The 15,507-nt window shown below is 38.6% G+C and carries 19 protein-coding genes; 12 read left to right on the top strand and 7 right to left on the bottom strand.

Annotated elements, in window-relative coordinates; genetic code table 11:
- Positions 1-180: 180 nt before the first annotated feature.
- Positions 181-1,332, bottom strand: coding sequence for an ATP-dependent RNA helicase RhlB (rhlB, locus tag MMO38_RS14545; protein ID WP_034595158.1), 1,152 nt, complete (start codon positions 1,330-1,332; stop codon positions 181-183).
- A 106-nt stretch (positions 1,333-1,438) separates the two neighbouring features.
- A complete protein-coding gene (locus MMO38_RS14540) occupies positions 1,439-1,651 on the bottom strand; it encodes a cold-shock protein (protein ID WP_004653893.1) in 213 nt (70 codons plus the stop codon).
- A 356-nt stretch (positions 1,652-2,007) separates the two neighbouring features.
- Between MMO38_RS14540 and MMO38_RS14535 the strand changes: the two genes are divergently transcribed.
- The 5 genes from MMO38_RS14535 (at position 2,008) to MMO38_RS14515 (ending at position 4,744) form a co-directional block, all read left to right on the top strand.
- The gene (locus MMO38_RS14535) at positions 2,008-2,250 is read left to right on the top strand and encodes a sulfurtransferase TusA family protein (RefSeq protein ID WP_034595159.1); all 243 of its coding nucleotides are present in this window, start codon (positions 2,008-2,010) and stop codon (positions 2,248-2,250) included.
- 138 nt (positions 2,251-2,388) lie between these two features.
- A complete protein-coding gene (gene rpoH, locus MMO38_RS14530) occupies positions 2,389-3,258 on the top strand; it encodes an RNA polymerase sigma factor RpoH (protein ID WP_004671421.1) in 870 nt (289 codons plus the stop codon).
- Positions 3,259-3,359: 101 nt separating this feature from the next.
- A complete protein-coding gene (locus tag MMO38_RS14525) occupies positions 3,360-3,725 on the top strand; it encodes a DUF423 domain-containing protein (RefSeq protein WP_004671423.1) in 366 nt (121 codons plus the stop codon).
- 9 nt (positions 3,726-3,734) lie between these two features.
- The gene (gene thiS, locus MMO38_RS14520) at positions 3,735-3,932 is read left to right on the top strand and encodes a sulfur carrier protein ThiS (protein ID WP_241323998.1); all 198 of its coding nucleotides are present in this window, start codon (positions 3,735-3,737) and stop codon (positions 3,930-3,932) included.
- A gap of 26 nt (positions 3,933-3,958) precedes the next feature.
- Positions 3,959-4,744 (top strand): thiazole synthase, encoded by a 786-nt coding sequence (locus MMO38_RS14515; RefSeq protein ID WP_005197222.1) that lies wholly within the window; start codon positions 3,959-3,961, stop codon positions 4,742-4,744.
- Positions 4,745-4,795: 51 nt separating this feature from the next.
- Here the strand turns inward: MMO38_RS14515 and MMO38_RS14510 are convergent, their stop codons facing one another.
- From MMO38_RS14510 to yaaA, 4 genes are all read right to left on the bottom strand, one after another.
- Positions 4,796-5,251, bottom strand: coding sequence for an NUDIX domain-containing protein (locus MMO38_RS14510; protein WP_241323997.1), 456 nt, complete (start codon positions 5,249-5,251; stop codon positions 4,796-4,798).
- Positions 5,252-5,348: 97 nt separating this feature from the next.
- A complete protein-coding gene (locus MMO38_RS14505) occupies positions 5,349-5,963 on the bottom strand; it encodes a metal-dependent hydrolase (RefSeq protein ID WP_241323996.1) in 615 nt (204 codons plus the stop codon).
- Between the two features lie 12 nt (positions 5,964-5,975).
- Positions 5,976-6,236 (bottom strand): hypothetical protein, encoded by a 261-nt coding sequence (locus MMO38_RS14500; RefSeq protein ID WP_005197227.1) that lies wholly within the window; start codon positions 6,234-6,236, stop codon positions 5,976-5,978.
- 30 nt (positions 6,237-6,266) lie between these two features.
- The gene (gene yaaA / locus MMO38_RS14495) at positions 6,267-7,040 is read right to left on the bottom strand and encodes a peroxide stress protein YaaA (RefSeq protein ID WP_241323995.1); all 774 of its coding nucleotides are present in this window, start codon (positions 7,038-7,040) and stop codon (positions 6,267-6,269) included.
- A 124-nt stretch (positions 7,041-7,164) separates the two neighbouring features.
- Between yaaA and MMO38_RS14490 the strand changes: the two genes are divergently transcribed.
- Positions 7,165-7,794: a hydrolase gene (locus tag MMO38_RS14490; RefSeq protein ID WP_241323994.1), complete on the top strand. Its 630-nt coding sequence runs from the start codon at positions 7,165-7,167 to the stop codon at positions 7,792-7,794.
- A gap of 90 nt (positions 7,795-7,884) precedes the next feature.
- Positions 7,885-8,961: a DUF2157 domain-containing protein gene (locus MMO38_RS14485; RefSeq protein WP_241323993.1), complete on the top strand. Its 1,077-nt coding sequence runs from the start codon at positions 7,885-7,887 to the stop codon at positions 8,959-8,961.
- A gap of 3 nt (positions 8,962-8,964) precedes the next feature.
- Here the strand turns inward: MMO38_RS14485 and rtcR are convergent, their stop codons facing one another.
- Complete coding sequence (gene rtcR, locus MMO38_RS14480) at positions 8,965-10,563, bottom strand: RNA repair transcriptional activator RtcR (RefSeq protein WP_241323992.1); 1,599 nt, start codon at positions 10,561-10,563, stop codon at positions 8,965-8,967.
- Between the two features lie 67 nt (positions 10,564-10,630).
- On the opposite strand from rtcR, the gene MMO38_RS14475 reads away from it, so the two are divergent.
- From MMO38_RS14475 to rtcA, 5 genes are all read left to right on the top strand, one after another.
- Complete coding sequence (locus MMO38_RS14475; protein WP_241323991.1) at positions 10,631-11,596, top strand: ribonuclease Z; 966 nt, start codon at positions 10,631-10,633, stop codon at positions 11,594-11,596.
- A gap of 278 nt (positions 11,597-11,874) precedes the next feature.
- Entirely contained in the window at positions 11,875-13,146 is a 1,272-nt protein-coding gene (locus tag MMO38_RS14470; protein ID WP_241323990.1) for an RtcB family protein, read from the top strand.
- Positions 13,147-13,148: 2 nt separating this feature from the next.
- Positions 13,149-13,532 carry a hypothetical protein gene (locus tag MMO38_RS14465; RefSeq protein WP_241323989.1) on the top strand — a complete coding sequence of 128 codons (384 nt, stop codon included), beginning with the start codon at positions 13,149-13,151 and terminating at the stop codon, positions 13,530-13,532.
- Between the two features lie 12 nt (positions 13,533-13,544).
- Complete coding sequence (locus MMO38_RS14460; RefSeq protein WP_241323988.1) at positions 13,545-14,003, top strand: DIP1984 family protein; 459 nt, start codon at positions 13,545-13,547, stop codon at positions 14,001-14,003.
- A 258-nt stretch (positions 14,004-14,261) separates the two neighbouring features.
- Complete coding sequence (gene rtcA, locus MMO38_RS14455) at positions 14,262-15,311, top strand: RNA 3'-terminal phosphate cyclase (protein ID WP_241323987.1); 1,050 nt, start codon at positions 14,262-14,264, stop codon at positions 15,309-15,311.
- Positions 15,312-15,507 lie beyond the last annotated feature (196 nt).

Below are 15,507 nucleotides of genomic sequence, written 5' to 3'. Positions count from 1 at the left end.
TGTTGATCTATTTCAATTCAGCAACTAATCGCAGGATTTCAAAAAAAAACTGAATCTTTTGTGTAATTTGCGTATCAAGACACACTTACAAATAAAAAAGACCAAATCAAAAAATGATTTAGTCTTCTATGAATCAAATGTTTGGTTTTAAAACCACCAAGTCACTCTATTTACTTAAATCTAGCAATAGCCTTCCATTCGAGTCAGCGGTAATTTTTTACCAATCGCTTTTTCAATCTCTGGTAAATAAAACGCATCATCTTCTGACAAGAAACTAATACTCACACCCTGTGCACCTGCACGCCCAGTACGACCAATACGATGCACATAATCGTCAGATTGTTCAGGCAGAGTAAAATTAATGACATGTGAAACACCATCCACATGGATACCACGACCCGCAACATCCGTTGCAATCATAATATTATTCTTGCCATTCTTAAATTGATCTAGCATTTTCACGCGCTTATCTTGCGCAATTTCACCTGATAACATCCCAACTCGATAACCATCGCGTTTTAAATGATCATACAAACGACGCACTTGATCACGACGGTTTGCAAAGATCATGACCTTATCAATCGGCTCATCACGAAGTATTTCTTGTAAAAGCTTATACTTATCTTGCTTCGCAACCATATAAACCCGTTGCTCTACATCACTATTGGTCTTTTGCTCTGGTTCGATTTCAACCGTTACTGGCTCAAACAACCATTGGCGAGCAAGATTTAAGACGTCATAACTAAATGTTGCAGAAAATAATAATGTTTGACGTTGCTCTTTAGGCGAGGAAAAACGAACAATTCTTTTTACAGAAGGAATAAAACCCATATCAAGTAAACGGTCAGCCTCATCAATCACTAAAAATTCGATGCGATCCAACCAAACTTCTTTTTGTTCAACAAAATCAATTAAACGCCCCGGTGTTGCGACAATAATATCAACAAAGTTGCGATCCAACATTTTCTTTTGCTTATCGAAATCCACACCACCCAACAAGGTAACAACATGCAAATCTGAAAATTTTGTAAGTGCCTGTGCATCACTTTCGATTTGCAAAGCCAACTCACGAGTAGGTGCCAAAATTAATGCACGCGGCTCACCACGAAAGCGCTGATCTTGAATCGGATTATTTAATAGATCATTGATCACACTCACCAAAAAGGCAGCTGTTTTACCTGTACCTGTTTGTGCTCGACCAATGGCATCATGCCCTGCTAGCGTATATTTCAAAACCTTTTGTTGAATTGGGGTCATCTGAGTAAAACCCAAAGCATCAATCGCTTTTTTCAACTGCGGATGTAAATTTAAGGTTTCAAAACCTGGTGTCATATATGCTCTCGAACCATCAATGACCAAAACAAAGTCGTTATTATAAACAAAAACGCCCCAATATAACATTGGAGCGTTTCATATTGCATTAAAGCAATAAAACAAATTAGTCTAAAGGCTGAACGTTTTCAGCTTGGAAACCTTTTTGTCCTTGAACTACGCTGAATTCAACGCGTTGGCCGTCACGTAAAGAACGGTGACCGTCGCCCATAATTGCGCGGAAATGAACAAATACGTCATCACCACCATTACGCTGAATAAAACCAAAGCCTTTAGTGTCGTTAAACCACTTTACTACGCCTTGTTCACGAGCTGTCATAAGTCAATCCTCAGATATTGAAAGATAAGGACCTTCCGGTGTTGCAAACAGCAGAGCCAACAAGGTTTTAAAATTTTTTATAATTTTAAAGCTTGTAATCATTCTGTAAAACTAACAACAATTTCCGGTTACATCCATTTGTTATAGGTTTTAGTACAATCTAATTGTATTAAACACTCCCTAAAACGCACCGAGCTTAACATGGGTTTCTAACAATTAATAGATTTATTTTAAGTTATTTCCCCTGTTTCCATTGATTTCGTACGATTATTTGGTTGCATTTTTAATAAAACTTTTTCTCTAAAAGCCTTTCAAAATTTGTTAAGATCATTTTGAATGAAGTTATTTAAATGATTATGACCTTTACACTTTCTAGCTCAACTGAAGTTATTGATGCTTTAGGACAACCCTGTCCGATGCCACTACTTTTGCTCAAACGCGCCCTAAAAAAAGCAAACGGTAAAATACAATACCTATTAAAGTCTTCTGATCCACATAGTGAAATTGATGTAACACGATATTGCCAAATTCAGCAACTACAATGCCAAGTCCAAAAAGTTTCAGAAAATGAATTCCACTATTTAATTGAATCTCTTTAGGGTTTTTCCAATTTACTTTTTTTGTTAAACTCTTGGTAAAGATAGATTTACATTTATATACTCAAATTTCCTTAATGATGAAGCACATTCGCATTAAGATGAAATTGCTGACTCAATACCATCCTATAAGGAGACTCCATGACTACTGACAGCAGCAATCAATTGATGCCCCTGTCATTGTCTGCGCCTGGCGTAAACCTTGGTGCATATATCAGTACTGTCAATCAAATTCCGATCTTAACGGCCGAGCAAGAAAAAGAACTTGCTGATCGTTATTATTACGACCAAGACCTTGATGCTGCCAAACTATTGGTCATGTCACATTTACGCTTTGTGGTACACATTGCGCGTAGCTACGCAGGTTACGGATTACCACAAGGTGATTTAATCCAAGAAGGTAATCTTGGATTAATGAAAGCAGTAAAACGTTTCGATCCAAATATGGGCGTTCGTTTAGTCTCTTTTGCTGTACATTGGATCAAAGCTGAAATTCATGAATATGTGATTCGTAACTGGCGTATCGTCAAAATTGCGACCACCAAGGCTCAACGTAAATTATTTTTTAATTTACGTAGTCTAAAAAAATCAAGCAAAAAGCTGACGCTTGAAGAAGCAAAAGCCATAGCACGTGATTTAAATGTCACAGCAGAACAAGTGATTGAAATGGAAGGTCGTTTAACCGCTTATGATGCTGCATTTGAAGCACAAGGCGATGACGACGATGACACACCTCATACCGCACCAGCGCTTTATTTAGAAGATAGCCGTTACGACCCTGCTCGACTTGTCGAAGAACAAGACTACGAAGAGCAAAGTACTGCTGCTTTACATGAAGCAATGGATCAGTTGGATGACCGATCACGAAATATTTTACAACGCCGTTGGCTAGATGATGATAAGTCTACCTTGCATGAACTTGCTGCTGAATATAACGTTTCTGCCGAACGTATTCGCCAGCTAGAAAAAAATGCAATGGAAAAAATCAAAACCGCGATGTCAGCGAGTTAAAATACAACAAAAGGGCCATAAGCCCTTTTGTTGTATTTGGCTATGCTTAACTTTCTGAATATGGTAACTTTACCACTCAAATTTCTAGTTACATTGTAATTATGTGGATAGCGATCTCTGCGCTGAATCTCGCGCTTGCGGTGATGCTCGGTGCCTTTGGTGCACATGGCTTAAAGTCTTTTGCTACGCCTGAACAACTTACTTGGTGGGCTACCGCAACACAATACTTCTTCTATCATGCTATTGGTTTGCTTATCTTGGCTGTATTAAATAAAACCACACCAACCTTTCCAATAAAAATTCCTTTTATTTTGATTCAAATTGGTATCCTCTTTTTCTGCGGTTCGTTGTACATTATGGCGCTTGGCTTACCTAGAATATTAGGTGCAATCACCCCGATTGGTGGTGCATTTATGATTGTGGGTTGGGTGCTACTCGCATGGCAAGCAATCAAGCATGCGAAATAAGGATTTATCATGCAAATCTATCTAAATGGCGAGTTAATTGACACGTCTTGCGAAAACCTACAGCAACTGATTCAAGACTTAGCCCTAGAAGGCAAACGCTTCGCTGTAGAAAAGAATCAACAGATCATTCCGAAAAGTAGACTTGAGCAAACAACAATTGCTCCTGAAGATCGTATTGAAATTATTCAAGCTGTTGGTGGCGGCTAAATGGCTAAAAATGGAGTAATAAGCCCATGCAAGATTCCCCTTTAATTATTGGTTCACGTACTTTTCAATCACGTTTATTGGTCGGAACTGGTAAATATAAAGATTTAAATGAAACTGATTTAGCCATTCAAGCCAGTGGTGCTGAGATTGTCACAGTTGCGATTCGTCGTGTAAATATTGGACAGCATCCAGATCAACCCAATTTACTTTCAGTGATTCCACCTGAGAAATACACGATTCTGCCAAATACTGCAGGCTGTTTCGATGCAGATAGCGCAATTCGTACTTGTATGTTGGCTCGTGAATTACTTGATGGTCATAACTTAGTTAAGCTCGAAGTGCTTGGTGATGAAAAAACCTTATATCCAAATGTGACAGCGACGCTTAAAGCAGCTCAAACATTGATTGATGATGGTTTTGAAATTATGGTCTACACCTCAGATGATCCAATTGTCGCTCAAGAACTTGAAAGCATGGGCTGTGTTGCGATTATGCCTTTGGGTAGCTTGATTGGTTCTGGTTTAGGGATTCTCAATCCGCATACTATTTCAATCATCAAAGAAAATGCCAAAGTTCCTGTGTTAGTTGATGCTGGTGTAGGTACGGCTAGTGATGCTGCGATTGCGATGGAACTGGGCTGCGATGGTGTATTGATGAACACGGCGATTGCGGCTGCTCAAAATCCGGTTTTGATGGCTTCCGCGATGAAGAAAGCAGTTGAAGCAGGTCGTGAGGCATTTTTAGCAGGTCGTATGCCACGTAAGCGTATGGCGAATGCTAGCTCACCTGAAACGGGTTATTTCTTTAAATAAGAATTGAGTAGTAAGGGGCAATATAAAGCCCCTTCTTCTATCAACTTATATTTATCGTGATTCCAAGTTAACAAGATGAATAATATTTTCTTGGTGGGATAACAAAGCAATTTTTTGCAAAACATCAGGTTTTAAATCTGCTATTTTTGTTTTTTCCATCCATGAAATAATCTGAGATTCCCCTCCATCTAGATAGGATAGTTTTGGCTGAATCTGACCTTTATAAATGTATAAAAATTCATGAAATTGCTCTTGGGATACAACATCACAAAAGAAGTTTTCAACAATTGCAAAAAGTACAGGTGAGTTAAAAGCTTCTCCCGTTTCCTCAAATACTTCTCGTTGAATTCCCTCAAGCGTTGTTTCAGAAAATTTTAATCGACCACCCACCAAAGAAATTGTTCCATCTGGGAATGCAGATACTAAAATTTGATCTTTGTGTTCTATCCATGCTGCCACACGAATATTGAGTTTTCCCTCGGCTACTTTTAATGTTAGATCTTTCACTGCACACTCAATAGGTTATTTAATCTCTGTATTATATTTTTTTAATCAGCAATAAAAACCTTTATATCTTTTATCTGGATAAAATAAACACTAAGCGCTAATTATATTTCCGCAAATTCTCTTTCGCTCTTTGCTCGAAACACTTCTGAAAATATTCCGTTTGATAAAGTGGTTCTGTCTGATAAAAATGTGCTAGCACTTCTTTTCTTTTAATAGAATATACATCAGGATCAACCCAAGCATATTCTTGCTGAATCTGCTGTTCATATTCCACAAAACGTTCTGGTGAAGCCGCTAGAATCGCTAAATCAATATCTAATAAAAACTGTAAATCCAGTTCTTCAGTCGGCTCATGCTTTTGCGTGGCAACAATCCAACGCTTTATTTTCTGAACAATCTCTCTTGTTAAATCTTGAGCCAAGTACTGTTCAAATAGTTCAGCACTTTTCAGCTCATTATCTTTTGCTTGCGGATCATAAACTGCATCATGAAACCAAAGTGCCAATGCAACAGCATGATCATCATTTAAATCAGATCGAGTAGCTTCGAGTAAAACCAAGCACTCATACAAATGCTGAATCGTATGATAAGCCCTTTGCTTTTCGCTATAAGCAGCAATCAGTTTATTAAAAGTTCTCTGAGGTTCAGAAAACTGATAATGCCGATGCAACTCATACCATGATTTTTCTAATGTAGATAAATATTGCTGCATAATCAGTCATCTCTACATTGCTTGATTCAGCCATTTTGCCAATGATTCGGCATCTTTACGATCAAGAAAAAGCTGATATAAGGTACAGGAACCAAATTCATGTCTCAGTTCCTGTTGACGTACTGGGTGATTGCCAAAACGAAAACGTCTTGTTCCATCCGTATCTAATGGCAAAGCATAAACCCCATAACTACGCGGTTCTGTCAAATGTCCTTTAATACAGACTTGATCAGATGAAATCGCATGTTTTAATAAATGTTCTTTGCTTAACATCTCACCCCACCCACGACAAACTCAGGATGACTACTGTTCATCCCGTTTAAATACAAGTTCTTTATTTGATGAACTTTCTGCATCAAAGTAATATCCTTCACTATTAAATGCTTTTAATTGTTCTGCTCCACTCAATTGATTTTCAATTAAGTATCTTGCCATTAGACCACGCGCTTTTTTCGCATAGAAACTAATCACTTTATATTTTCCATTCTTTTGATCTAAGAACACAGGTTTGATAATTTCCGCCTGAATTTTCTTTTCATTCACAGATTTATAATATTCGTCAGAAGCTAAATTTACCAACACTTTTGCATCGATATTTGCTAAATCTTGATTAATTTGATCAGTGATAATATCGCCCCAAAACTCATATAAGTTATGTCCACGCGTATTTTTTAACTTTGTTCCCATTTCCAAGCGGTATGGCATCATGAGATCTAAAGGACGTAACAAACCATAAAGCCCCGACAACATCCTTAAATGCTGCTGTGCAAAATCAATATCTTGGTCGTCTAAATGATAGGCATCTAAACCTGTATAAACATCACCTTTGAATGCAAATATCGCTTGACGAGCATTGGAAAAATCAAAATCTGAATTCCAGTCACGAAAACGCTCTACATTGAGATTGGCAATTTTTTCACTCACAGCCATCAAAGATGCGATTTCAGTCGCTGAAAGTTTACGACAAACCTCGATCAACTGTTGTGATTGTTCCAATAAACGTGGCTGCGTGTGTGTATCTGTTGGTAAAGCTGTTGTGTAATCAAGTGTTTTAGCAGGAGAAATTAGAGCAAGCATATTCAATCAATATCAATTTATCTTGGCTAAACTATAACAGTTGAGAATTTTTAATGCCAATTCGTGTTTTCATTCTTCATTATCGGTAAAATAGTGGATTCTTCCATAATTCATTACTTACTTTATGTCTGAGCAACTATTCATCCAAGGTCCTGTTGGTCAAATCGAAATGTTTGTTGATCATCCCAAAGGTGAAATCACAGGTTTTGCAGTCGTCTGTCACCCCCATCCATTACAAGGTGGCACACCCAATCACAAAGTGCCTGTTTTATTAGCGCAAATTTTTAATGAAATGGGCTGTATCGTGTATCGTCCAAGTTTTCGCGGTTTAGGTGGTAGCGAAGGCACACATGATCAAGGTCATGGTGAAACTGATGACATTATGGCAGTGATTGAATATGCACGTGGAAAACATGCAGGCTTAACGTTCCATGCGGGTGGCTTTAGTTTTGGCTCACATGTCTTAGCCAAATGCCAAGTGCAGCTCAGTGAAGAGCTACGCCCGAAACAATTAGTTTTGTGTGGCTTACCAACAGGTTCAGTGGTTGATTTACGTCACTACAAAACCCCTGAAATTAATGGTGATATTTTGTTTGTACATGGGGAACAAGATGATATCACCCTACTCTCAGATATGGTTGCGTGGGCAAAACCACAAAAGCATCCAATTACCATCATGCCTGGTGCAAATCATTTCTTTACAGGTTATTTAAAGCAATTACGTCAAGTGATCACTCGCTTTTTAAAAGTGTAGACTTAACAACAAATTATTAAGAAAAATATACTTCTTTTGAATCCCATGTCTGTTATATCAGTACAGATGAATAGGCATTAGGGTTCTTTGATGAAATTAAATAAAAAACAGGGACTATTTTTAAAACACACAATTGAGTATTGGCAACAACAAGGAACGATTACACCTGACGTCGCCAATGATCTTAGAAGTAGCTTTTCCATTCGATCTTTTGATTGGGAACGACTAGCAAAATATTCATTTTGGATTTCGATGATTTGCGCAGTGATTGCAGTTGCTGCAATCACCCTTGATGAATGGCTAATGAAAATACTTGAACAATTATTTTTAAGTTCAAATGTTATCCCATGTCTTATCTTTGCTGCTGCGGCGGCTGCTTTTTATATATTTGCCTATCGTCGTAGGAAAACCAAACCCTTACATCATTTTAGCAATGAAGCGATTATTTTTGCGGGTGTACTTTCTACTGCCGTTTCGGTGGCGTATTTTGGACAAGCGATTGATACTGGTAGCGGACATTTCTCGTTGCTATTTTTACTTTCAACAATTATTTACGCTGCACTGGCTTTCTGGTTTCCTTCCAAATTGATTTGGATCTTTTCGCTGCTTTCGCTCGGCTCTTGGTTTGGAACTGAAACAGGCTATATGTCTGGTTGGGGTGCATACTATTTAGGTATGAACTTTCCTTTGCGCTTTGTATTATTCGGCGGTGTGCTGATTGGACTCAGTCTATTGTTTAAACGCCACGCGCGTTTTTCTGACTTTGCGCATTCAACCTATGTCATGGGTCTGCTTTATCTATTTATCGCGCTATGGATTCTTTCAATCTTTGGCAATTATGGTGACCTGAATAGCTGGTACAACGTTAAACAATACGAGCTACTTCATTGGGGCATCTTATTCGCATTTGTTGCCATCATTGCTATTGTATATGGCTTAAAACATGATGATGCCACTTCACGCGGTTTTGGCATTACCTTTTTATTTCTAAATTTATATACCAAATATTTTGAGTTCTTTTGGGTTGGTATGCATAAAGCAATCTTCTTTATTATACTGGCTGCTTCATTTTGGTGGATTGGTCGACATGCAGAAAAACTTTGGAATTTAGAGTTTTTATCTAGCCAATCGCAGCGTAAGAAACAACAACCTGATCAAGCTGAATAACGATTAGAAATCACTCCAACTCAAGCCAAACCGAGCCAAATATTTTTTGACTCGGTCACTGTCATTGGTTGTGTTTCTCTGCTGACGCGATGCAGCAAAAAGCTGACGACCAGCATCTGCCATTGACTTGGCATTTTTACAAACCTCAAGCACACCACGTAGCTGAATCTGGTCAAATTCATCAATTTCCATTAATTGCATTTGATCTAAATATTTCAGCAAAATATCTTGATCATTTTCATCATGTGAATGTTTCTGAATAGACCACAATTGTTTTAAACGATAAATCTCTTTTTCCACTGTTTCAGAGCGAATCAACTCTCCATCCGATAATGTCGCTAAACGCGTCACACTTGCGGTTAAATCTCTGAAATTTCCCTGCCAAGAAGCATCTTTCGACTTGGCAAATTTCAAATATAGATCTAAAGCGTCACGCTGAAAACGAAGTTGACGTTGATGATTAGCAGCAAAACGTTGTAGCTCGAACTCAATATTCGGCGCGATATCTTCAACACGATCTTTTAGATTTGGCAAAAAGAAAGTCCATGTATTGAGTCGCGCCCATAAATCCTCGCGAAAACGCCCTGCTTGCACCTCGGTTCTCAAATCTCGATTTGTCCCCGCAATCAGTTGAAAATCTGCCTGAACTTCCTTATCACTACCTACTGGAAAAAAGGATTTATCTTCGAGTGCTTTGAGCAACATGGCTTGCTCATCTAATCCAAGCTCCCCAATTTCATCTAAAAATAAAATGCCTTGATCGGCACTTTTTAATAAACCTGCCCGAGAAGCTGCTGCGCCTGTAAAAGCTCCTTTGATATGCCCAAACAAACTCGACATGGCACTGTCACCACGTAAAGTGGCGCAGTTCACATCAATAAAACGCCCATTCAAATGGAACTTATCTTTCTTCAATTGAAAGATTTGTTTAGCCAAATGAGATTTTCCAACACCTGTTGCACCCATAATCAAAATCGGCGCACTAGACCGTGTTGCGACCAATTCAACTTCACTAATCAGCTGATTAAAATCAAGATTATAGGTTGAAATATTGGCTTTGAGTTGTTGCCAGTTTTGCTGCTGTTCATCTTCAAAACGCTGTTTGAGAACATCATATCTAGACAAGTCCAAATCTATAATGCGATATTCGCCCTCAGGCGTTTTCTGTTGATTTGGTGCACTTTGAATCAGCTTGGCTGGTAAATAGTTCGCATCGACCAAAAGATACCAACAAATTTGGCCAACGTGTGTTCCAGTCGTAATGTGCAAAAGATAGTTATTTTTTTCGGTATCAAATGAATATGTTTTTACAAAATCATAAAGTGCACCGTATACCTCGGCAAAATCCCAAGGATCACGAATACTTACTCGATGACCTGATATTGTTGTAGATGGAGATACATCCTTTGCATCTTCAGCAATAAACTTCACCAAATTATGATGTTGGCGATCATGCAATAAGATCAGCTCATCTACAATTAGATCTTCATGCATCAATAGACTCAGCGTTGGACGCCAACGTTGCCAGCGATCAGGACGTTTTCCTTGATCTAAAGTTGAACCAACAAAGCCTATTACGACTGTTTTTTTCACATCCGTCATGATTTCTATAAAATTTTATAAATGTCTATAATATACAATACGCATTTAAGTGAAAAATTCCAACAATATGCTTCATTTTACTTTTTTAGGTACATCTTCAGGTGTACCCACACTCACTCGTAATGTTTCAGGTTTAGCGATACGAAACAGTAAAAACAAAGATTGGATCTTGGTCGATGCTGGTGAAGGCACACAACACCGTATTCAACAAGCCAAACTTTCTTTACAAAATCTGATTGCGGTTTGTATTACCCATGTACATGGCGATCATTGTTATGGGCTAGTCGGCTTATTGGCAAGTGCTGGCATGAATGCACGTACTGCGCCCTTAACCATTATCGCCCCCAAAGAAATTCAACAATGGTTTGAAGCAACTACAGAACTCACCGATCTCCACCTTCCGTATCCGCTCAACTTTATTGATGTCAATAAAGCGACTCAAATACAACCATTAACGGATGAACTTTCAATTCAAGCCCACCCACTTAGCCATCGAGTACCAAGCTTTGCCTTTAGTATTATCACGCAACACACCCAAAAGAAATTAGACACACAGGCTTTAATTCAACTTGGTGTACCTAAAGGTAAAGCTTGGGGTGATTTGCAACAAGGCAAAGATATCCAGTTCAATGATCAAACCTTAAAAGCCAGTGATTTTATTCAAACCCATATACAGCGCGTTCGCGCGATAGTTGGTGGTGACAATGATCGTCCTGAGTTATTAGCTCAGCCATGTCAAGATGCTCAACTGTTGATTCATGAAAGCACCTACACTCAAGCAGTTCTGGATAAAGTTGGGCAAGGTCCGATGCATAGTTCAGCAAAAATGGTGGCTGAATTTGCTCAGCAGCAAGGATTAGGCAATCTCATTCTCACCCACTTTAGTCCGCGACATCAAGATAGTGCTGGGCAGCAAGCGATCGCCGAGGAAGTCAGAGAGTTTTTCAAAGGTAATTTTTATTTAGCTCATGATTTTGATCAATTTAGCTTAGATGAAACTGGTCAGCTTTTGAAAATCAGTAAATCATCTTGATGGCATATCGACCTTGCTAAAAACACACATATATCTATAAAGATACTTCAATATCTTTATAGATATATTTTTATTTATAAAAAACTTCATAAATTCCATCTAAAAATAGATTTAAAATATTTTGTTTATAATTATCAATGTATTAAAAATATATGATTTTATTTTTATAAAGTTGGCACAGTCGCTGCAATAGTATAAGCACACAACATCATTGGGATCTTGTGAATAACACCTGCCTGCAAACGCTTGGCAGGCAGGCTTTGAAAGGAAAAATGAAAATGTCTGTCATTGAACAAGTCAATCAACAAGCTCAATTTGAACAAGAACAGCAACAACGTGCTTATCAAGTTCTACATAGTGAAAAAAGTATGCCTGTGAAAATGTGGACCAACGGCGTACTTGTTGATGACAACTCAAAACAACAATTACTACAAACTGCCCAAATGCCATTTATTTATAAATGGATGGCAGTAATGCCAGACGTACACTTTGGTTTAGGGGCAACCATTGGAAGTGTAATTCCAACCAAAGGCGCGATTATTCCTGCGGCTGTTGGCGTCGATATCGGTTGTGGAATGATGGCAACTCGTACGAACTTAACCGCTTCTGATTTACCAGATAACTTACACGGATTACGTACTGAACTTGAACGCTTAATTCCACATGGAATGACTAAAGGTCGAGGACGAGATCGTGGGTCTTGGGAAAACCCACCTGAAATAGTGGATCAGGCTTGGGCAGACTTAGTGACTGATTTTGAGTTGATTTGTGCAAAGCACCCCCGCCTTAAAAACACCAACAACCGCAAACAATTGGGGACTTTAGGAACAGGAAATCACTTCGTCGAAGTCTGTTTAGATGAACATGATCACGTTTGGATTATGTTGCACTCAGGTTCTCGCGGTGTAGGTAATGCCATCGGAAATCATTTTATCGAGCTTGCACGAAAAGATATGCAAAAGCATTTCATTAATTTGCCGAATAAAGACTTGGCGTATTTAGTTGAAGGAACTGAGCATTTTAATGATTATTGGTTTGCTGTGGGTTGGGCACAACGCTTTGCAATGAAAAATCGTGAAATCATGATGCAGTCAGCGATTAAAGCTTTGGCAACGATTATTCCAAAACCATTTAATGCAAAATTGGAAGCGGTGAACTGTCACCATAATTATGTGGAAAAGGAAGAACATTATGGCGAAGAAGTGATGGTAACCCGTAAAGGTGCTGTAAGTGCAAAACTTGGACAATATGGAATTATTCCTGGTTCAATGGGTGCTAAATCTTTCATCGTTCGCGGGCTTGGAAATCAAGAGTCGTTCTGCTCATGTTCGCATGGTGCAGGTCGAGTGATGAGTCGTGCTGAAGCAAAACGTCGCTTTACCGTAGAAGATCAGATTGCTCAGACTGAAGGTGTGGAATGCCGTAAAGATGCTGCTGTAATTGATGAAATTCCATCAGCTTATAAACCGATTGAAGACGTAATGAATGCGCAAAAAGATTTGGTTGAAGTGGTTTATACACTAAGACAAGTGGTTTGTGTTAAGGGGTAATGATGAAAAAGGATTGTTTAGATATTCGGAGCTATAGAATCAGGACAAATGAAGATGCTCATCTCGTACTACCTGAGCAATCCTATTACATCATTCTGATTGTGGGTACTAAGCAAATCCTGTCTGAATGGCGTAATTGGATTTGTGAGCAGATTGTCTACTCAAAACTATGCACTCAGGCAATGGTGACAGGATATGAGTGCTCTATTTGGGATGATGTCCTAGATGAAACATATCTAGGTTTTTATAACTATCAACCACCAGCCAATAATTGCTTCATGACAACTTGGCATGAAAATGAAACTTTAGATGAAGTTATTGAATTTGCAAAATTTAGTATGGAATTGGAAGGTGTTTCAAACTTAGTTATTGTACATATTGAATAAAAGGAAAATAAAATGAAACTCGCAGAAGCACTTTTACTTCGAAGCGATCAACAGAAAAAGCTCGCTTCATTAAAACAACGGATCAATGCCAATGTATTGGTACAAGATGGTGATGAACCAAGCGAAGATCCAAATGAACTGATCAAAGAAGTGTTTGCTTTAACCCAAGAAAGCAATCAATTGATTTGTCGTATTCATTTGACCAATGCACAAGCAAAAGTTGAGGATGGAAAAATATTACTATCGTTACTCAGCTTAAGAGATAGTTATGCTGAACAACATAAGATTCTCGTTGATGCGATTGTCAATACACATCGTGAACCTGATCGTTATAGCTCACGTGAGATTAAATGGCAAAAAGTCATCCCTGTTTCTAGCTTGCAAAAACAAGCCGATGATATCAGCGTGAAACTACGTGATTTAAATATCAAGATTCAGGCTGCAAATTGGCAGATTGATTTAGTTCAATAAACAACAGATTTTGTGAATTTAGTTCACAATCACAGTTTGGACATACTGGGCGAGTACAAGATCCTGCGTTACTCCGATCTGAGGGATTGAAAACAATTCAGGCGGCTATGGCAGCATGTGAGCCGTGCATCAATCTTCACCGATCAGGCTCAGCACCATGTACCTAGTAAACCTTTGCCAAAAGCAAAGTCACGCGTTACTTCGCATTACCATGTACTGACAGTATGTTCATTAAATTAGAAAATAAGGAAAATAGACGTGAATAAGGCTTTGGCAAATATGCCAGCAACAACCATCCAGATTGATGGTTCTCAAGGTGAAGGTGGTGGGCAAATTTTAAGAACTGCCCTCTCTCTTTCAATGATTACAGGTCAAGCATTTGAATTAATCAACATTCGTGCTGGGCGTAAAAAACCGGGCTTAATGCGTCAGCATTTGGTCTGTGTACAGGCATCCCAACATATCAGCCAAGCTTATGTTGAAGGGGCTGAACTGCATAGCCAACGTTTGTATTTTGCGCCACAGCATGTGCAAAGCGGAAAATACCAGTTTCAGATTGGATCTGCTGGAAGTGCCACACTGGTTTTACAGACGCTATTGCCTGCGTTGTTATTACAAAATGAAGCCAGTGAACTCACGATTTCTGGTGGCACACATAATCCGCTTGCGCCAACGGCTGATTTTGTTGAACATTGCTTTTTGCCTGCATTAGAAAAACTTGGAATAGAGGTCGAGTTTAAATTAAATAAAGCAGGCTTCTTTCCGATTGGTGCGGGTGAAATTCAAATCAAGATTCAGCCGTGGCAGCATCGAAACAAGCTAAGCTTATTAGATCGTGGCTCGTTACAATCAATTGATGCCTTTGTAGCAGTCCTCAATCTTTCAGAAGAAGCACAAATTGCGCAACGTGAATTAGCCACTTTAAACAAAAGGCTGAAACTAGATACTCAACAGCAATTTCATTTACATGGAATCAGCCAAGGAAATACGGCGTATGTCAAAGTTGAGCATGAACATCACGCTCAGCTATTCACAGCTTTAGGCGAAATGCGAAAAAGTGCCGAACAAATAGCAAATCACTTAGCAGAAAAAGTGAAGCTTTATCTTGTGTCCAAAGCTGTCGTTGATGAGTATTTAGCGGATCAGTTGTTATTGCCTTTGGCATTGGGTCAAGGTGGTGAATTTACCGCACAATGTATTAGCGAGCATACCCGTACTCAGGCCGCCATGATTGAAAAATTTATTGATTGTGAAATTGACTTTATCGAATTGGATAAGGATCTGTTTCAAATTAATGTAAAAGTTTAAGAAGCTCAGCCTTGAGCTTCTTTTCAATCATCTTTTAAAGATACAGGCTCAAAGCCCTAATCCATATCTTATTTTTAAATCTTATTTAAACCCAATATATTAACTAACCTGAATCGCGGATAAGAAATTAGCTTGAAAAAAAGGTGGCTGAAAACCATTAGGGAGTTACCACACAACCTATGCCTTCAGCCACCAT

It is taken from the genome of Acinetobacter sp. NIPH 1852, from assembly GCF_022549455.1.
In the GTDB taxonomy this organism is placed as follows: Bacteria; Pseudomonadota; Gammaproteobacteria; order Pseudomonadales; family Moraxellaceae; genus Acinetobacter.
This window is presented reverse-complemented; position numbering and strand designations above follow the sequence as displayed.